Source organism: Streptomyces sp. GbtcB7, from assembly GCF_019091445.1.
GTDB classification, from domain to species: domain Bacteria; phylum Actinomycetota; class Actinomycetes; order Streptomycetales; family Streptomycetaceae; genus Streptomyces; species Streptomyces mirabilis.
On record NZ_JAGXJM010000030.1, the window covers coordinates 115,538 to 133,699 of the forward strand.

An 18,162-nucleotide genomic window follows, 5' to 3' on the forward strand; every position below is an offset into this window, starting at 1 on the left:
GCGGCATGCCTAGGTCCGGGCCAGGCCGGTGACAGGGTCAGCCCAGAGCGCGCTGCAGGAGAGCCTGCGACGCCGACATGTAACGGCTCACGTATTCCTTGTCGAGACCGTCGGTCGCCCGAATGACCCGAGCCTTGTTGTCGAACATTAGCCCGGTCCGGCCATTGAGTCCGTCGGCGAACACCAGGGGCACCATGCGCTCCCCGTAGGTCTCCGGCGAGGGGCCCGCCATGCCGGTGAAGAACTCGGCCATCCGGTGGGTAACGCTGCCCTCACCGAGGAAATTGGACCGGATACCGGTCGAGATGAAGCCGGGGTTCAGGCCGAAGTACGCCGGGCCGGGCAGCAGGTCAGCGCCGGCGAGCACGAGCATCTCGTTGCCGGCCACGGTGTTCATGTGGGCCACCATGGCCTTGTAGCCGTTCTCCGAGTTCATGTCATCGGGGGTGCCCACAGTGCCCGTGCCGGGAGCACCCATGATGAACACTCGCGCCTGCGGCGCCCCGTCGGGACGCCCGGTTCCCAGCCTGGAACTCAGCCCCTGAAGGACCGCGAGGCGGCTCAGGTAACTGATGGCGATGTCACGCTCGACGCCCTCACGGGTCACTTCCCGGGTCTTGGCCGCCATGATACCGAGAGAGAAGTAGGCCACGTCGTAGGTCTCGGCCGGGAGCTCCTCACCGAGCCGAACGGCCTCGCGCATCGAGGACAGGTCGGCCTGCACGAAAATGAGCCCATTCGTCGGCCTGTCCCGGAACGTACGGCCGACGACGGTGACCTCAGCACCCTGCGCCAGGGCCTGCTGGGCGACGGCCTGGCCGAGGCCGTTCGTCCCGCCGACGACGAGCAGTCGCTTGCCGGACAGGCGCAGCCGGTCGAGCGGAGTCGTCGGGATGACCAGGCTCTTGTCCACGATGCCGTTCAGCCGCTGCTTGGACTTCTTCGGGGCGGCGTGCGCCGATGCGTTCACGAGGGGATCCGTTCTGTGTGTGAGTGCGGGCCGCTGCTGGCCATGACCTGCGCTGTGGCCCGTGCGACCCGCCAGGGCGCGCCGGGGAGCCGTCGATGTCGTTCTCGACGATAGCAGAGAAGCGGACTTTACCCCGCTTAGCGGTTTGTGCCGTACGCTGTATTACGTGGAGGGAGTCTTGATCGCCCTGGGCAAGCCGCGCGCTGACGCTCTGCGCAATCGCCTGCGCCTGCGCCTGCGCCTGCCAAGCACGGCCCGCGAGATGATCACGGGTCGGGGTGGACAAGGTGACCATGGACGGGCCGCGCTCCGCCGCAGTCAGCCAGTCCCGATGGGCGAGGCAACCCTCTCCCAGGTCCACATCCACGTGCTGCTGCACCAGGCGCGGCCTGACGTCCGAGACCTCGACGCCCTGACCATCCAGCTGGCCGCCGCCCTCGAAGCCCCCCTGCTGCCCTACCTGTCGACATCGAAGGAGACCGACACCGGCTGGCATCTCAAGCGGTTGACCAACAGCCGGAAAACGCTCGTCGAGCGCGCCTGCCGAACCGGGGTCGCTCACCGACCGGATGAGACTCACGGGTCCCATACTGATTGACCGATGCTTGGCTGGCAAATATTCTGCGTGGCGCGAGCTCATATGAGGTTCGACACGCCTTCGGGCACCCGTTTTCTACCCGCGAGCCCGGCCGCGCTCCGCCGCAAAAGGAACGCCAAGCTGATGGGCATGGACGCTCTGGTGCTGACGACCGTCAACCGCAGGAGCGGCAAACCACGCTCGACATCGGTGGCATAGTTCCCCAGCGACGACGGCAGCTGGTAGGTCGTGGCCGTGGTGGCCGGTACCGCAAAGAAGCCTGCTTTGTACTACAACCTAGCCGCCCACCCCGACAAGGTGCGGCGACATCGTGGCGAGAGGCCGTGCGGCTGGCGCAGACCGCCCGGACCTCGTCGAACTGACCCCGGATGCATGCCACCCACGCCGCTTGAGCGTACGAGTTAGACGATCTCCAGTGGCCCGAAGGCCCGTCCGGAGCAACTAACTTAGACGGGGTATGCGCCTGGATGGAATGCAGCTTGTGGGCCGCAGACGACGCTGGCGAGTACACACGCTGGCCGCCACCCCAACTATGGCGTCCCCACCATAACTCCAGCCGCCACAGCGCATACCAAGCAACAACCTACGTTGGAGCTATCGACGGGCCGCCGCCGAAGACAAGTCGCGGCACACATGTGCGGGTGCCTATCCTCCGAGCTCCACACGGGTCAGCTCTGCCTGTCCCACAACTATGTGGAGTGCGTGGCCCTCTGGCCTGATTCAGATACAGCAGTACGTCTGATGCATCATCGTCGCCCGCCGGCCCTTGGAAGTCGTAGCGAATGCAGATCCGGTCTCTCATCCGCCGACCTTCCGGCCATGGCCGAACTGCACAATGGTGGCCGGCACGTGATCGTCTGGACCACGCCCAGCTCCTGGAAAGGCATGGTCTGGGCTGCCGGTTGTGCAGCCTGTCTTCTGCATACGGGCCAGATCGGCAGCATCACACCGTGGTACAGGGGGACAGACTCCGCATCACTCCGCGACGCCGACGCCCCCCGCCCGGTTGGGCTCGTCGGAGGCGCAACTGATCAGCAGCTGTGCCGAGTGAGCAATGTGGTCCCGAATCAGCTCGACGGCGCGCTCGGCGTCCCGCGCGACGACAGCGTCCAGGATGGCGCCGTGCTCGCTCGCCAGATCACGATGGGAATCGTCACCGATGGAAACGGACCACTGCAGATACAGCTCGGCTTCTTGGCGGAGGGCACGGGCCGTGGCCAGCAGGTGATGATTTCGACACCCCGACAGCAGTGCCTCGTGGAACGCGGTGTGAGCGGCCGACCACTCGTCAGTGGGGTGGTCTGGATCGTCCAGTTTACGGAAGGCCGTCCGTTGCAGGACATGGTGCGCTGCGACCACTCCGGCCTCCCATTGCATGTCGCCGCCTTGCAGGGCCAGCCTCAACACCACTGACTCGACCTCGACCCGGGCCTGCGTGAGGTCGGCGAGATCTTCATAGGACAGCGGCCGAACGATGTAGCCCTGGCGAGGCCTGGTTACCACGAAGCCCTCGGCGGCCAGCTTGGTCAACGCTTCCCGCGCGGCACCGACGCTGGTGCCGTAGTGCACGCACAGCTCGGGGAACTTCAGCCGTTGTCCCGGTTCCAGCCTCCCGCCGAGGATGTCGGCACGCAGCAATTGGTAGACGCCGTCCGTTCGAGTAGTCCCGTCTGTCCTCGCCATGCAATTACCTTAGCAACTCGCGACTGGATGAAGAATTTTCGAAACTTGATCCATTTATCGAGTCTTTATGCCTACACGGACAGAGAGCCCGACAGAAATACGTCCACCAACCAGCACAAGGGAAGGATCGCGTACGTCGGCCAGCGCGAGGCGGGTTCAGGAGGCACACCTCGGACGACTCTCGGCAGACATCGGCGACCGAACCCGTCGCCACCCTCTGTTCGTGGTCCGCATAGCCGAGCCGCTGTGGCAGTGAGAGGTCACCTCCTCCCGCTGTACCATTCCGGAATCAGCGGTTGATGCCGATTTGCGGGGCCGCGCCAGAAGATTCCGGGATGAAACAGCGGGAGAAAACGAACTCTGTTTGAGCGTTTACTTCTGGTTTCGGGTGCTGCGTTACGGTCTTCCCGCCCCGACATCCGGAAGCTGGAGGACACCGATGAGACATCCGTCTGCCCTGTGAAAGCAGAGGCTTGTTTCACCCCGGCTCCTCCTGTCTCATCCCAACGCGCGCCCACCTCCTGCCCTTTGGGCTCTGACCGCAGTGGCGCCGCGCGGGACATCGGAAACATGCCCCCGCACGGGAGGTGCCCCAGCGACCTCTCCGAGCCCGCCGGGAAGCTGATCGACCCGACGCTCACGACCTGGCGGGCCGAGCGGTGACCACGGCGGCCGCCACTGAACTGGCGCGGTACCTCACCTGCCGGGACCAAACATGAATCAAAGGACCAAACGCTCAATTAGAAACACGACCGTCTCGCGGTTGAGGGGCGCAGACACCCGTGCCGACGTTCTGCAACCTCACAGTCGCGTCTGCCGGCTTGTGTGCGCGCCGCTGCATCGAACCATCACGGCGGGAAGGGCCACCCACGATGGTCCAGGCATCGCCGGGAAAGTACATCAGGCACAGCGTGGTGGCACCGTTCTCAAACGTCTCGACAGGATCCGCCACCGCACTGGCTCCGGAGCTGCACTAGCAGAGTTGCCCATCACCCCCACGAGCCCCAGCATTGCGACGGCACTGACCGCAACTCGCCGAAGCCCGCGTGAGACCGCCGTCCATGCGCCAAAGCAGTGCGAACCTGCTTCGCGTATCGCCCCCCGCCGGACTCGTCGGGTCTGCAACACAACACGCCCGCCACTTCCTTGCGTTGGTGTCGGGATGAGCTGGCGCGGATCGCTCCCGACGTCGCGGGGCTCGCTGCAGCGCCCGGGGTCTCCCTCGCCGCGAGATCTCCGGTCGCGGTCACGCTCACGTCACCAAGCGGTGGTACCGCCGTCGACCAGGAGATCGATGCCGGTGACCCATGACGAGTCGTCCGAAGCGAGGAACAGCGCCGCCCCGGCGACGTCATCGGGCTGGCCCCAGCGCGGAAGCATGAGTTTGTCGACCATCGGCTGCCGGAACCAGTCCTGCTTGAGATATTCCGATGTCGCCGGCACTTCGATGAGTCCTGGCGACAGACTGTTCGCGCGTACGTTGTACGGGCCGCCCTCGAGCGCCATCTGACGGGTCATCGCGATGACCGCGCCTTTGGCGGCCGAGTGCGCGAATCCCGGCAGGGCCTTGTAGACCCGGCTGCCCGATACCGACCCCGTGTTGATGATCGAAGCACCGCCGCGCTCGATGAGGTGCGACCAGGCGGCCGTCACGGTGTGGAAGATCAACCCGACCTCATGGTCAATCGTGAACGAGAAGTCATCCCAGGTCATCTCGCCGATCGAGGCGGCCCGGGCGGTACCCGCATTGTTGTAGAGAACGTCGATGCCGCCGTAAGTGTCGATCGCGAGCCGCACAGCCGCAGCGGCTTGTTCAGGGTCGGTGAGATCGCAAGGGTGGAGCGAGATCATCTCGCCGCCGGCCTCGCGTACCAGCGTCACCGTAACTGCGGCACCCTCGGGGCTGATGTCGCAACCGACGACGCGTGCGCCCTCTGCAGCGAAACGAAGGGCTGCCGCCCTGCCTTGACCGCTCCCGGTTCCGGTGATGAGTGTCACCTTGCCCGCCAGCCGACGGGAAGTACCCCCACTCGTGTCAGGCATTCAAGCTCCTTCCACAGGCCAAAATCGGCAATGTAACTGCATACAGTTATGGGCGTCCAGCCCCCTGGGTACGCAGGTATCTTCGGCAGCGCCCCGTCGTACTCCTTGACCACCTGGATTCCGGAACCGATCTTCCCGGCGAGCATCACGAGCGTGCTGTCGAGCAGGTCGTGCACGTCGGCGACCTCGAACGGGGCGCGGGCGAGGTGAGAATGCTGCTCCGCCACGCCGACCAGGTGCGAGATCCGGTTGGTGGAATCCTCGATCTCGTTCAGCGTCAGCTCGGTCTCCATGGTGCACTCGAGCCAGATCCTCGCGGAACTGGAACGGCTTGAGCAGAATCTGGCCCCGGGTGCGAGCGGCGACGCCAACTGCCCAGCCGACGCCGAGGAACCCTGCTGACGATCTGCCCAAAGACGTTGTCACTGTCAGGAAGGCAGCACTTTTCGGGTGAACGGTGCGCCTGGTTGTACCTGTACCGAGACGGACTGACAGAAGAGCAGACGAACCGCCACAAGCCGCGGAGAAAGGGCAAGCGTTGCACGGTGACCTGAGCCTGATCGAGGCAGTGACCGGCGAGGCCTACGGAACGGATGAGCCAGTAGGGCGTACCTGCATCACCCCAAGTCACCGTCGCACCGCTGTCACTACCGAACTGGGCAAGCAACACCCAACGTTGACGCTCGACCCCACCGAACTCATACAAGCTTCACGGGCAAGTACCACCTCCAGCCCAGTCTCTGCATCGACGGCACGCTGTACGAGCACACATATCGATGCCCTCAGGCCTGCCGCCGTTGATGACTTGTGACGCCATCGACGGGCGGCAGGCCCTCATGGTCGGCGCCGGATCAGCTATCGGCCCGCATTCCGATCTCTTTCCCGGTAAGAGTTTTGTATTCAATGTATCGGAAGTCGGGCTTTGGACTTCTCATCGATCCCCTGCTGCCGAGCCATCCCAGGAGGAACGCTGCCGGTATGGAAACCGACGCCGGACTCTGCAGCGGATACCAGTCGAAATGCGCTTCCGGAAATAGCGCGAAGGGCATCCCGGAGACGATAGGCGAGAACACCGTGAGAATCACACAGAGCAGTAGCCCTCCATAAACCGACCACAACAGTCCTCTGCGGTTGAATCCGCTCCAGAAAAACGAGTACATCAGCGCGGGAAAAATGCACGACGCGGAAACGCACAACGAAAAAGAGTACAGAAACTCGAGCGGATACTTGTGTGTGGCCGCCGTCAGCAAGACACTGACGGTGCCCACCGCCACGGCGACCACGCGCACAACTCGCACTTCCGTGCCGGGGTCGCTGCGGTATTTGCTCCACATATGCACATCGCGCACCAGTGAGACCGCAGCCGCAAACGTCATGCTGGCCACGGTGGTGAGGACAGCCAGGAAGACGGCACACGCAACGCCTGTGACAAGTGCGATGCTCGCCGCGGAACCGTTGGAGACCACACCCGATGCCAGCGAGACCAGGAACGACGGCCCGAAGAGGTCGACCATACCCGTGGTCTTGCCGCCCACGACAGCCGCCGCCGCAAAGCCTACCGTAATGAGGAGAAGAACGAACACGCCGAGCGGAACCGTGGCGATGGTCACGGAACGCCGCGCCGAGCGTCCATTCCGCGACGCGTTAACTCGCAGAATCAGGTGAGGCAGCATCGCCGTGCCAAGAATGAGGACCGCGTGGTTGCTGATGACGTTTACGGGATCGAGTGCAAAAGCCTTTGAGTACTTCCAGGATCCCGGGCTCAGGTATTTGTCCGGTGTCGCGCTTTTCTCCACTGCGGCCGAGAGCAGCCGTCCGGGATCCCACCCGAAGCTCTTGAGGCTGAGAAACGCGATCACGATGAGTACCGTAAAGGCGAAGACCACCTTCACGATGTGCATGAGGCTCATGCCCCTCAAGCCTCCCAGGGAGGCTACGCCCGTAACAAAGACGCCCATCAGCACGGTGCACGCTATCTGGGACTGCGTGCTCGACAGACCGACCAGGAGTGCCGTGCTGACGCCGGCCGCATGCAGTTGGACCATGAGAAGAGGGATCGTGATGGCCAGCGTCACGAGGTTCCCCGCGGTACGCGACTCCGGCCCTGCCGCCCGCAACGAAAAAAGGTCTCCAAGAGTGTAACGACCACTGTTGCGCATCCTTTGTGCAAGGAACAGCAGCACTCCGATCGCCAGCAGAGTGTCGATGGCGACGGAGAACGCGTCATAGCCGAACAGGGTGACATTCCCGGAGATCCCCAACAGAGTGAGGACCGAGATGTTTTCTCCGGCGATGGCGAACCCGTTAAGAGACGGTGAGAGCGACCGTCCGGCGACATAGAAGCTCTCCGGGCTCTCCTTTTCATTCGCGGCATTCATGAGAAGCCACAGGAGTGACACTGCGATGAAACCCAGATAGGCCATGATCACGGGGCCTCTGGCATTCGCACCCAGCGAGTCGATTGCACCCGCACTCAACGCATGCACAGTCACCGAATTACCGCCCCGACTCGTCGATTGATTGCTCTATGGGGTCACATGACCGAGTGCAGCGACTCTCATATCGCAAAGCCGTGGCGACGAAGAGAACGCACTGCGTAATTCCCCACAGCAAGCCCAGGGTGAACTGCCCGTACACATGAGTCGAGAAGATATCCGTGAAGGCCGCCGCAATACCGAAAACGAAAGGAACTCCGTTGACGACGACAAAAACGAATTCCGCTCGGTGTACAGCCTTTACAAGATCTGCGCCACGTTGCAGCGTCTTTCCATCATCCGGCGAGAAAGACACCGGAAAGGGATCGGCTTGAGTGAAATACTCGTGCATCTGAAACCTTGGGCTAGTACTGGAATGTAGTGAAGTCCCGGCTTTTACAGAACACTTTTACGGGACAGGAGTAGCAGACCGGCGAGAAGTCCAGCGCGGAAGACGGATTTCGCCAATACAGTGCCTCCGCGGGCGTCGCCAGAAACGGACACCGGGTCACTGCGGGCTCGACCACGGGCTCGCTTGCAAAGTACGCAGTCCTTGCTCAGGAGGAGTCACCGGCCACTACGTAGGGGCAGGCGATAGGGTATGGCCGTAGCCGCGCGCGCTCTGACCACGCATCCAGAACGTGCCTGCGTCTCGGCCGCTGCGACTCAGCTTTCGGGAATTCCAAATTCCGGAACTTCTTGGCTGCTCTGCAAAGCGCGCTGCGGTCGCGCGCATAACCGGGTCGCGCCAACCACGGCTCGGACGTGCCCCGGGCGAGCGGCCATCCCCGCACCGAACAGCCCCACCTCCTGAGTCCGAAGGCATCACGACGCCGCCCGTGCGACCTGTCCAGAACTCCTTTCTGTGCAGGCCGACTTGGTGGACTGGTTGTGCGCCTCACCACGTGTCGCTCAGAGGGTGCTCCAGCCATTGTCGATTGTCAAGAAAAGATTCGAATCTTTCTCTGACATTCGACTCCCTCCTGGTCAGGGCCACGCAGGAGGCCTTGCGAAACACGCCAACAGGCCGATCATCCCCATGGACAGACGGCGGCGATGCCCGTTCACCCGGCGGATCACCGCGGTCCCTCCTCCGACACCCGTGGCGGACCGGTCCGCCGGCCGTACCGTTCCGAAGGGAATCATTCGGTGAGTACCGCCTCCGCCGAACCGGAAGAGATCGACATTCACACGACTGCGGGGAAGCTCGCGGATCTTCAGCGCCGTATCGAGGAGGCCATGCACGCCAGCTCGGCACACACCACCGGAAAGCGGCACACCGAGGGCAAGTTGACGGCCCGTTAGCGCGGCGAGCTGCTTCTCGACGAGGGCTCGTTCGTCGAGCTGGCCAAACTCGCCCGGCGGCGCGCTCGGCGAGGTCTACGGCCATAAGGTCGTCAATGTCATTGACTTCGCCCTGAAGACCGGCTGCCCGGTCATCGGCATCAACGACTCGGGCGGGGCCCGGATCCAGGAGGCGGCCGCCTCCCTCGGTGCCTACGGCGAGATGAGGTTGCCTCGGCTGGAGGCATGGACAAGGACAGCACCGCCATCAACGACAGTGAGGGAGCCCGCTCACCGTGACAGACGTGAGAGTCACCTACGACAAGACTGTGGACGCAGCATACGTATACCTCAGCGAATCGCAGGCCCGCGTGAAGTCCGCGCGCATGTGTCCCTGCGATCCAGTGGGCGTTAGTGATCTCGGCTCGTCAGGGTGATGTTGGGGTGTCCTGGGGCAGGTCGGTTCCGGCTATGAACCCGTCGAGGACGCTGGGTCGGTACTGGAGGCGTTTGAGCCGATTGCGTACGAACGTCTCGAGGCGGTCGAGGGCGACGACAGCGAGGTTTGGCGAGGCTGCGTTTGATGTGTGCCCAAGCCCCCTCGACCGGGTTGAGCTGTGGCGAGTAGGCCGGCAGCAGGAACACCGTCAGCCACTCGCGTTCGGCAATCCGCTACTGCATCGCCTTGGAGACGTGGGTGTTGAGTCGGTCCCACACCAACACGATGGGCGCCTTGACCAGCTGGTGGACGCCGTCCAGGAGGGCAACGTAGTCGCGCTCGCTCATGCTGCGTCGCGTGCCTTGCCCACGGGGTGGGTGAGCGGTGGCACAGCCGGGTGCGGGAGCCCGGGCGCCAGGCGATCAGCCCAGCCACCGACAGGCGTCCCGAGCGCCGTCCGCTGGCGGTTACGACCGGGGTGACCCCTCGCCGGCCCCAGGTGCGTCCTTTGGACGGCCGTCGGGTGAAGCCCGCCTCATCCTCGAAGCAGATGTAGCCCCCGCAGGCCGCCCGGGTTCCTTTACCTCCGCCCAGGTCTCCTCCTTCCAGGCGGTCACGGCCTGCTCGTCGCGCACGAGACGATGTAATTGACGAGGAACTTCCTGCCGATCAGCGTCGCCATCCTCCCGGCCGTCCACACCTGGTCCTCCGTCCAGCCGTGCGCGGCGGCCCCTGCTCGAGATACCCGGCGAGCTTCTCCAGACAGCGCGGCGCCAGGCGACAACGGCTTCCGCCCGGCCCTCGCGAAAGCAGCGCGTCGGCACCGCCCTGACGCCACAACTGCCGCCACCGGTGAGCGAACTTCACACTCACGCGCAGCCGCCGGGCGACCTCGGGTGGTTTGACCTGCTGAGCGAACAACTCCGCCGCCAGCATCCGCACCGCTTCCCGGCGCCACCGTGCTACCGGCGTCAGCCCGCCCCCATCCACATACCTCATGCACCACGGACTACCGCCGGCACCACACCCACCTCAGGAAGTTCAGCAAAAATCACCCTGCCGAGCCGAGATCAGTAACGCCGTGATCAACCTCGACTTCGACGAGCAGGGCCTCCTCATCGGCATCGAGGTGTTGGCGGCCAGTTCAAAACTGCCCGAGTACCTGCTCCAGTCCGCGGAGCGGCTGGATACCGAAGGTGCATGAATCAGTCGAGCACCGCGCTCGCTGCGACCGCGGTACGCCTTGCAGCAGGTTGGAAAGGCCTCCTTAGGCCGGGAAGCCACGAATCGCCGACCGGGTGGTCCAGGGCCTCGGCCCCGATCCAGGTCTCGATCATGGCCACCGTGGCCCGGTCGATCCCTGGGGTCCTCGCCCTGGTGTTGGTGGCCCCGCGTTCCCACGCGTCGACCAAAAACGCTGGGTCGTAGACGAGGTTGAACAGGTCACCCAACCGCGTCCGCCTCCCGCGAGTGAGATGACGTCCCGGACACCTACGTGACGCGTCTCTCCTGTTCAGGACCGATACGGTCACCCTCTCGTTCGGAAAATTGGACCTGCCGTCGGCAGTGCTTCTCTGGGCGCCCGCCGTTGCCGTCCAGCCATGTGGGCCAGGGCATCACCGCCTCGATGACCTGTCATTCCTTGTCGGTGGTGTCCGAGGAGTAGCGACGCGGCCGCACTGGATGCCGGGCACCGTGGCCGAAGCGACAGGCCACGCAGGAGCAGCGGGTTTCTTCAGCGCGGGTGACAGCGGCAGGAACAGGCGCGTACAACGGCATCACAACCTCCTAGTACGGCAGGTCGACACCGCTGTTGCTACCGAGAGATTCTGGCCTGGCAGGTCATTTTGCCGGTTCTGCCCCCAACTGCTCTGCGATCTTGTTTCACGGGCGCTCAGAGGTGGCGGCCGATGAGCCAGTGGTGGCCGAACGGGTCGACCACGCGGCCTTGGCGCATCCCGTACGGCTGGTCAGCGACCGCGAACATCTCGCGCGCGCCGGCCGCGACTGCCCGTGCGGCAACCGCGTCGGGATCATCGACGTCGAGGGAGATCCGCACCGTCGTCGCACCCAGCGTCTGCGGACTCGGCGTGCCGAGTTCGGGCGCCTCGGTCGCCACGCCGAGGCGATGACCTGCGATTGAGAGGACTGCCACTTGCGGTCCGTCAGGAGCACGCACTCGCTCGCCATCCTCGATGGCGCCAAACGCCTGCGCGTAGAACACGACTGCGGCGTCAACGTCGCTGACCGCCAAGAACGGATAGACATCGCTCATGCACACGATCCTAAAGCTGTGGAGCCTCGCTCAGCTTGACTCTGCAGCTGATCGGAAAATCGATGTTCAGGAGGGCAGGCGGCAGCATCCGGGCCGCGAGCGGACCGGATGACGGTGAGACGGGCCGGTCAGGCTGATGCCGGGGTGATGACGGCTTGGTGGCCGAGGGCCTGGAGCTGGCGGACGCGGGTCTTGCGGGCGGGGTCGAGGTGGCGTCGGGGCCAGTCGGCGCCGAGCTCCTGGTAGGAGGCGTCTGGGTCGTTGATCAGGTGCCAGGCGATGACGAGTATCGAGCGGGCGACGGCGACCAGGGCTTTGGCGTGGCCGCGGCGTTTGACGATGCGGCGGTAGCGGGCGCCGAGGAAGGTGTCGGTGCGGGCGGCGGAGTTGGCGGCCTCGCCGAGGGCGCCCTTGAGCCAGGGGTTGCCCCGCCCGGCCGGACCCGTCTGTTCTTCGCGCCGGACTGGATGGTTCGGGGGCACAACTTTGCCCAGGAGACGAGGTGTTCGGGCGTGGGGAACCGCTCAAGTCCGCGCCGATCTCGGCGAGGATGATCTGTGCGGTGGCCGGTCCGGTCCCGGGGACGGCGTCCAGCCTCTCAGCCAGAACCCGTGGACTGACTGTCGTGGCGGGCTCGCTCCCGGTGCCCGAGCGGTCTGGCGGGGTGGCGATCTCCTCCAGCGTCCGGGCGATCAGCCGATCGAGTTCGCCTAACTGTGCGGTGAGGTGGTCGCCGGTGCCCAGCAGCAGCCTCAGGAGCCGGGCGTGGTGGTCTTCGAACTGCCGGTCAGGGGCTTCGATGAGGGCCGGCTTCTTCTTGACCAAGTTGCTTTTGGCGAGGTCGGCCAGGGTGCGCGGATTGCGTTCTCCGGCGACCAGGGCATCGAGCATGGCTCGCCCAGACATGCCGAACAGGTCCGAGACGACGTCGGACAGTTTGATCTGTGCGTCCTGCAGAGCCTTGTCCACGCGGTGCTTGTGCCGGGTGCGTTCCTGGACGAACACGGTGCGGGTTCGGGTGTAGTCCCGCAGCTGCCTCACCGGCTTCGGCGGGACGAACGAGGCGCGGACCATGCCGCGTTCGGCAAGCTTGGCCAGCCAGCAGTCCAGGCCGCGAGCCTCCAACAGGTAGAAGAACGGGCGCCAGTACGAGCCCGTGGCTTCCATGACCACCCGCTCGACGCCCTGGCAGAGCAGCCGGTCACCGAGTTCGAGGATCGTGTTCGTAGTCGAGGCGACAGTCCAGACCTTCTGAACGCGACGGCCCTCGATGGTGTCGTGCGGGACGCGCAGGCAGACCATCCCGGACGCCTTCGCGATGTCGATCGCCGCGACCCTGGCGACGGTGCCGTCGTCGTGGTCTTCTCTCAACTCCTCCATGACGTACCCCCTTGTTGTGCTGGTGCAGGCAGGGGCTGCCCGGGAAGCCAAAGGGGTAACGGAGAAGCTGATCGGCGTGCTCAAGGCGACAGTGTGCGGCCCCCCCGGACGGCTCCCTCACCAGACTCCTATGCGGGCTCACAGCCCAAACATCAAGCGGCGTCGGCGGACAGCCCCTGTACCGATTTTCACCGCTGCGGGGCGTCACCGCAGGTGAACGGTCGACTCCTACAGATCGTCAAGCGGCTGTAGATGTCGATGGTGCGCTACTGAAGGCGCTGGTGAGATGGTGGTAGACCTCTCGCGCAACGAAGCGCTTGAGGCATCTGAAGATGTCCTTCGTCTTGAGCCCTCCGAGGGGGCGTCGTGCGACGTAAGCGGAGGGCTTCGTCTTCCACAGCCGGGCGCGGTTCGGATTCGCTGCGCCGGCGGCATCCTCGGACGCCCCACGGGTGCGGTGCATCACCAGTACCTGTTCGCCGCCCGAGACACGGGCGCGGGCGAGCCCCAGCAGTTGGTGATCCTGGCCCGCGCGCTGGGACATGCCTACTTCCGCCACGGCGGCCGACGCGCCCACGGGGTCCACATCGCTTTCACCGACGTCGAGTTCGCCGACTTCTTCTTCTCTTTCTCTATCGCCTGACCACATCCCTGGCCAGTCCGTCACCAGGCGCGATGGTCGGGTTCGGTGTCTTCCCGTACGGACCACTCGATCCTGCGTTCGGCTGATTCCTTCAAAGAGCAGTAGAAGCGGTCCTCAAGCGACCCCTGCTCAAGGGTGGCTATGACGCGTACGGCGTTGTCTCTGATCTCGCTGTCCTCGGGGTATGGCGTACCCGGGGCTGTGACCAGGTCCCCTGCGCTGGCTGCACTGTGCAAACTGGCGCCGACGACCTGCAGCAACTCCTGCGAGTGTGCTGCTGCTGCGTGGAGTACTTCGCCCACGAACGTTGGGACCGTCCAGATGAGGTCGCTGTCGACCGCCCCGAGCAGGACCGCGGCCGCCCGGCGTTGCTGGGGCGATCCTGCGCGCAGGGCGTCGGCGAGCAGCGCCTGCGCTTCGTGGTCGACGTGCTGGGCTGTCGCACGGAACAGATCCGGGGCGTGGTGCTCCCGGCGCGAGGCAATGCGGGATCCGGGCTCTGCCGCTGCCGTCCAGAGGAGGATTCGCCGCAGGTGAGTCATACGGTGAGGGGCTTCTGACAAGCGCAGCGGGACGAGCCACTGGTACGGGAGAGGGTCATATCGGGGGTTATGTTCTAGCTTTTGTTCCCAGTGCTCGACCCGGGCCGTTAGTAGGCTCAGGACATCGTCACCATGGGTCGCGGAGACGATTGACAACAACTTGTGGATCTCGTAGCTGTCCAGCCTTTCGACGGTCAGGAGCTGGTCGAGTAGCGAGGTTTTCTGCGCGCGTGACAGATCGGTCCACGACAGCCATTCATAGACTGTGACCGCCCGGGCAACCTCCTGTGCAACGCCGGCGTCCCCCGCCAGGGGCACGGCAGCCACCAGCTCCAGGGCCGCTGCGCGGTCAGCCGCGGACAGGGCACCGGCTGCTTGGATGGTCAGGCGCCGCACGACGGGATCGCGGTCGCTGGCAAGGATCTGGCCCAGGCTGGCCAACGTCGCCGTGGGCAACCGATGGACCGACTGCCGGTCTGCGAGTGCCATGGCCACCGCGCGTTTCAGCGACGCCTGGCCGTAGGCGATGAGTTCCTTGCCTCGTTCGATCCCCACTTCAGGGGTCAGACGCAGCAGTGCGTTGACTGCTGCCGGCACCACTGCCTGCTGCACCTGCTCACTGCAGCGGGCTGCGTCGGCGCAGATCAGCTCGGCCAATTCCGGGCGAACTGCGAAAAGGTGGCCCAAGAAGGGGTGGGCGTGCTCGGGCGCGTACCCGAAGATGGCGTATCCGTCGGCGAGAAGGGCCTGCATCTGGTCCCAGACCTCGCGCGGCTGCTGGGCTCGGGTTGCTTCCGCGGTATTGCGTAGCTGAGCGTCCCATGCAGAGGCGGCCGCCTGGTGATCCTCACCTTCACGGAGGCTACGCATAGGGGTCCACCAGCTGGTGTGAAGTGCGATGGCCAAGTCATGGGCCATCGAGGCGGGCAGGGCATCGAGAACTTCCCCCGCTGCCTGCCGATTATCATCGCAGCCGTAGGTGAGGTTCCAGTCCACTGCGCGCCGAATGCCGAGCGCGGCCAAGGGACTCGGTGCGATTTGGCGTGTGTGGTCGCGCAGCTCCTGCAACAGGCTGGTGACGTGTGTGTCACCAGCCTGTTGGGTGCTGCGCAGGGCTGCTTCAAAGCAGACGGCGGCTCGCGTCGAGCGGCGCTGGTCTTGCTGGGCATACTCCGCAAACAGCACATCGAGTGCTTGGCGGCGGACGACTTGGACCTGCTCTATAGATATGCGGGCACGCTGAATCGTCAGCGTCCACCCCTGCTGGGTCGTGCTTTCTGCTTCGGCGGCGAAGACGGGGTCGAGGAGGGCAAGGGGCATGGCCGGGTGTGCGGACGGGGCGTCTGCCGCAGCCCACCGCCTGACGCCGCGGATGACGGCCTGTTGGTAAGCGAACGGCTTGCCCAGCTCGTAGGCGGCCAGTTGGGTGAGAATCCGCAAGGCGTGGTCGGGGTGCGCATTCAGCGTGCGCGGATCGTCCCTGCCTAGTTCCCACAGCAGATCGCAGGCCTCGTCGATGTGCCGCAGGTCGTGGGCGACGGCATCAAGTACCGAGGGAAGGGCCCGGCGCACTGCAGGGTCGGTCTGGTGCTCGTACAGCCATCGCACGAGGCCGAGAGTACGGGCCGGCTGGAAGACACCGATCTGGCGCAGGAAGGGCAGGTGAGCCACCTGCTGCTGCGGTACTGCCTCCCGGATGACGTGTGCGACCTCGGCCCACAAGGGCTCGGCAAGCACGACGGCGTTGGAGGTGTTCTGGCTCCACTGCCACTCCACGCGGCTGGTGTTGACCAGAGCGTGCAAGAGCGGCTCATCCGCCTGGAGCACGGAGTGAGCGCGCTCGAGATAGCCGCTCGATGCGGCTGACGCCGGCAGTAGGGCGGCGTCAGCCAGGACGACGTCGCCCAGCAGGTCGGGCACAACACGCAGCGAGGATCCGCGTCGCAGCAGTACGCCCGACTCCTCCAGGGCTCTGATGCGGGGCACCAGTTCATAGAAGGGCCGGCCTGTGAGCTCTGCCAGAGCCTGCTGGTATACGGGGACGTTCTCCCTGAATGGCTGGAGGAGACAGATCGCGTTCAGGACTTCTCTGAGGCGATCACTGTCCGCTCCGTGGTCGGGAATTGCCGCACGCAGGAAAGCGTCGGCGAGCTGCTGGCGGATCTGGCCGTCCGTCTGCAACACCGTTGTGGTCAGGCGGCCTTCTCGAATCTGTACGGCGCCGGCGATCAGAAGCAGCGGGCAGTCCTTGGCTGCATGGGCCAGGCGGGAGGCGAGCTGCTGCTTGCCGGGGCCCAGAGCCTCGGCGGCAAGTGCTGTGGCCTCGCTGGTTGAGAGCTCCTTCAACGACCAAGTCGGGACGGTCGTCGGGTCCATGCCCAGGCCGCGCAGAGCATCACGGACCGCAGGCAGGCCATAGGGGCGGGTGGCCATGAGGATCTTCGCCTCGGGCCGTTGACGTCGCACGTGGCTGATGAAGGAGCGCAGCCCCGCACCGTACTCCTGCGCATCGTCGATGACCACGAGAAGGTCGCCAGTGGCGGGTAGCAGCTCGAATGCCTCCGGCGAGGGCATCTCCCGGGGAGCCACCCTGACGGCGAACGCCGGCGTGTTCTCTTCCAGTCGCTGACACATGGCCTTCAGCAGGCGGCTCTTACCGGCGCCTGCGGCACCGATGAGCAAACCCAGCATCGATGCGTCGGCCGTGTCGTCGCTGACGAAGTCGGCGAGTCTCTCGAGCTCGTCGGCACGTCCCACGAGCGTCCAGCGGTGCGAGTACCGGTCCCCCTGCCGGAACTGGTCAAAGGCCTCATCGGGTGTCTCCCACGGGGTGGGAGCGCTGACCCCAAGAAACGGCTCACGAAGTCCCGGAAAGTACCTGTCGACAAGGCGGACCGCCACGTCCTTGTCGAGTCCGGCCACCTCGCGTGCCAGATCCTCGGCGTCCCACAGCTCCCAGTCCGGTTGCTTGTCGACCTCTTGGCGCACCCGGACCGTTACGGTAGCGGTCACCCACAGCAAACACCGGTCCACCCGCGCCTCGGCCATGTCCAGCGCGTCAACTGCGGCTAGGAACGTGGCGGGATGGTATTTGTCATAGCGCTTGGCCTGGATGCCGATGCGTTCACCGGTTTGTGTCACCACGCGCACGTCGATCCCGTGCTGCTCCTCACCCCGGCCGCCGAACCGCTGCACCTGCGCGCCGGGGAACACCTCTGAAGCAAGCTCCGCGCAGAAGGCCTCGAAGACGTATTCGTCAAGGATCTTGAACGGCAGACCTGACAGACGGGGCAACCCCACAGCAGTCGCTGTTACCGACGACTTACCCGGCGCGGCTCCGACAGTCCTCTGCACGAGCTGAAGAAGGTCAGGGTCAGGAACTGTCCGCCCTCGCTCCCAACTACTGACAGTCTGCTGTCCCACGCTCACGCGCAGCGCCAGATCTCGTTGTGACCAACCGCGCGACGCACGCGCGGCTTTCAGCCACGCCGGAAAATCCTCCACGAGAGAAACATACGTATGGCCTACGTGATATTCAATGATGTCAGTGCGGACCCCGTAGATCCGGCTCGGCCTCGGGTCCTGGGCGAGCACCAGATCGAGGCTGTCGGTGAGGGTGTTGGCAGTGGTCCCGTCGGCGAAGTTCCCCATCACCGAGGCGTGGTCGGTGACGGCCACCGGGGTGTTCGCGGGGGCCTTGGCTTTGCCGCTCGCGTTCCCGACCACCGCGACCACCCCGGGCGCGCGCTGGCCGACGGGCCGCAGCCCGCTGGTGTCGATGGTGACGGAGACGTACGGGTACGCCGCCTCAACAAGGTTGGCCACACGTCC

13 protein-coding genes and 4 pseudogenes are annotated in these 18,162 nt (G+C 65.0%); 5 read left to right on the forward strand and 12 right to left on the reverse strand.

The genetic code is table 11. From position 1 onward, the window contains the following. Positions 1 to 37 precede the first annotated feature (37 nt). Positions 38 to 970, reverse strand: a complete 933-nt coding sequence (locus KVT44_RS38965) for an SDR family NAD(P)-dependent oxidoreductase (protein WP_308314221.1) — start codon at positions 968 to 970, stop codon at positions 38 to 40. A gap of 178 nt (positions 971 to 1,148) precedes the next feature. Between KVT44_RS38965 and KVT44_RS38970 the strand changes: the two genes are divergently transcribed. Further along, positions 1,149 to 1,568 (forward strand): hypothetical protein, encoded by a 420-nt coding sequence (locus KVT44_RS38970; RefSeq protein WP_217572355.1) that lies wholly within the window; start codon positions 1,149 to 1,151, stop codon positions 1,566 to 1,568. Between the two features lie 975 nt (positions 1,569 to 2,543). Here KVT44_RS38970 and KVT44_RS38975 read toward each other — a convergent pair. The 6 genes and pseudogenes from KVT44_RS38975 to KVT44_RS39000 all read right to left on the reverse strand — a co-directional run bounded on the left by KVT44_RS38975 (position 2,544) and on the right by KVT44_RS39000 (position 8,120). Further along, entirely contained in the window at positions 2,544 to 3,251 is a 708-nt protein-coding gene (locus KVT44_RS38975) for a GntR family transcriptional regulator (RefSeq protein ID WP_217572357.1), read from the reverse strand. Positions 3,252 to 4,508: 1,257 nt separating this feature from the next. After that, complete coding sequence (locus KVT44_RS38980) at positions 4,509 to 5,294, reverse strand: SDR family NAD(P)-dependent oxidoreductase (protein ID WP_217572359.1); 786 nt, start codon at positions 5,292 to 5,294, stop codon at positions 4,509 to 4,511. Positions 5,295 to 5,359: 65 nt separating this feature from the next. Beyond that, a pseudogene (locus KVT44_RS38985) lies at positions 5,360 to 5,602 on the reverse strand (histidine kinase); the annotation flags it as partial. Then, positions 5,572 to 5,964 (reverse strand): hypothetical protein, encoded by a 393-nt coding sequence (locus KVT44_RS38990; RefSeq protein ID WP_308314223.1) that lies wholly within the window; start codon positions 5,962 to 5,964, stop codon positions 5,572 to 5,574. The gene KVT44_RS38990 and the pseudogene KVT44_RS38985, both read right to left, overlap by 31 nt. A 181-nt stretch (positions 5,965 to 6,145) precedes the next feature. Beyond that, a complete protein-coding gene (locus tag KVT44_RS38995; protein ID WP_254650530.1) occupies positions 6,146 to 7,717 on the reverse strand; it encodes a transporter in 1,572 nt (523 codons plus the stop codon). Positions 7,718 to 7,790: 73 nt separating this feature from the next. Beyond that, a complete protein-coding gene (locus tag KVT44_RS39000; protein WP_217572363.1) occupies positions 7,791 to 8,120 on the reverse strand; it encodes a DUF485 domain-containing protein in 330 nt (109 codons plus the stop codon). A 797-nt stretch (positions 8,121 to 8,917) separates the two neighbouring features. On the opposite strand from KVT44_RS39000, the pseudogene KVT44_RS39005 reads away from it, so the two are divergent. Then, positions 8,918 to 9,278 (forward strand): annotated as a pseudogene (locus KVT44_RS39005) (carboxyl transferase domain-containing protein); the annotation flags it as partial. 202 nt (positions 9,279 to 9,480) lie between these two features. On the opposite strand, the pseudogene KVT44_RS39015 reads toward KVT44_RS39005, so the two are convergent. Further along, a pseudogene (locus tag KVT44_RS39015) lies at positions 9,481 to 9,926 on the reverse strand (transposase). Positions 9,927 to 10,160: 234 nt separating this feature from the next. Continuing rightward, positions 10,161 to 10,490, reverse strand: a complete 330-nt coding sequence (locus tag KVT44_RS58740) for a helix-turn-helix domain-containing protein (RefSeq protein WP_308314225.1) — start codon at positions 10,488 to 10,490, stop codon at positions 10,161 to 10,163. 82 nt (positions 10,491 to 10,572) lie between these two features. Here KVT44_RS58740 and KVT44_RS61160 point away from each other — a divergent pair, with 82 nt between their 5' ends. Then, a complete protein-coding gene (locus tag KVT44_RS61160; protein ID WP_368857600.1) occupies positions 10,573 to 10,695 on the forward strand; it encodes a DUF2283 domain-containing protein in 123 nt (40 codons plus the stop codon). Positions 10,696 to 11,385: 690 nt separating this feature from the next. On the opposite strand, the gene KVT44_RS39030 is transcribed toward KVT44_RS61160, so the two are convergent. Next, positions 11,386 to 11,766: a VOC family protein gene (locus tag KVT44_RS39030; protein WP_217572367.1), complete on the reverse strand. Its 381-nt coding sequence runs from the start codon at positions 11,764 to 11,766 to the stop codon at positions 11,386 to 11,388. 265 nt (positions 11,767 to 12,031) lie between these two features. After that, positions 12,032 to 12,253: pseudogene (locus KVT44_RS61165) on the reverse strand (hypothetical protein); the annotation flags it as partial. Between the two features lie 278 nt (positions 12,254 to 12,531). Between KVT44_RS61165 and KVT44_RS58755 the strand changes: the two are divergent. Further along, entirely contained in the window at positions 12,532 to 13,398 is an 867-nt protein-coding gene (locus KVT44_RS58755) for a hypothetical protein (protein WP_254650510.1), read from the forward strand. A 205-nt stretch (positions 13,399 to 13,603) separates the two neighbouring features. Next, positions 13,604 to 13,789, forward strand: a complete 186-nt coding sequence (locus KVT44_RS39040; protein ID WP_308314226.1) for a terminal protein Tpg-like protein — start codon at positions 13,604 to 13,606, stop codon at positions 13,787 to 13,789. Positions 13,790 to 13,809: 20 nt separating this feature from the next. Here the strand turns inward: KVT44_RS39040 and KVT44_RS39045 are convergent, their stop codons facing one another. Further along, positions 13,810 to 18,156: a helix-turn-helix domain-containing protein gene (locus tag KVT44_RS39045; protein ID WP_217572369.1), complete on the reverse strand. Its 4,347-nt coding sequence runs from the start codon at positions 18,154 to 18,156 to the stop codon at positions 13,810 to 13,812. Positions 18,157 to 18,162: the final 6 nt, after the last annotated feature.

Bases quoted from the DNA above. Each gene is read 5' to 3' on its own strand.
- KVT44_RS38975 (WP_217572357.1), bottom strand. From the start codon at position 3,251: ATGGCGAGGACAGACGGGACTACTCGAACGGACGGCGTCTACCAATTG.
- KVT44_RS38980 (WP_217572359.1), bottom strand. From the start codon at position 5,294: ATGCCTGACACGAGTGGGGGTACTTCCCGTCGGCTGGCGGGCAAGGTG.
- KVT44_RS38995 (WP_254650530.1), bottom strand. From the start codon at position 7,717: ATGGCCTATCTGGGTTTCATCGCAGTGTCACTCCTGTGGCTTCTCATG.
- KVT44_RS39000 (WP_217572363.1), bottom strand. From the start codon at position 8,120: ATGCACGAGTATTTCACTCAAGCCGATCCCTTTCCGGTGTCTTTCTCG.
- KVT44_RS58740 (WP_308314225.1), bottom strand. From the start codon at position 10,490: ATGAGGTATGTGGATGGGGGCGGGCTGACGCCGGTAGCACGGTGGCGC.
- KVT44_RS39030 (WP_217572367.1), bottom strand. From the start codon at position 11,766: ATGAGCGATGTCTATCCGTTCTTGGCGGTCAGCGACGTTGACGCCGCA.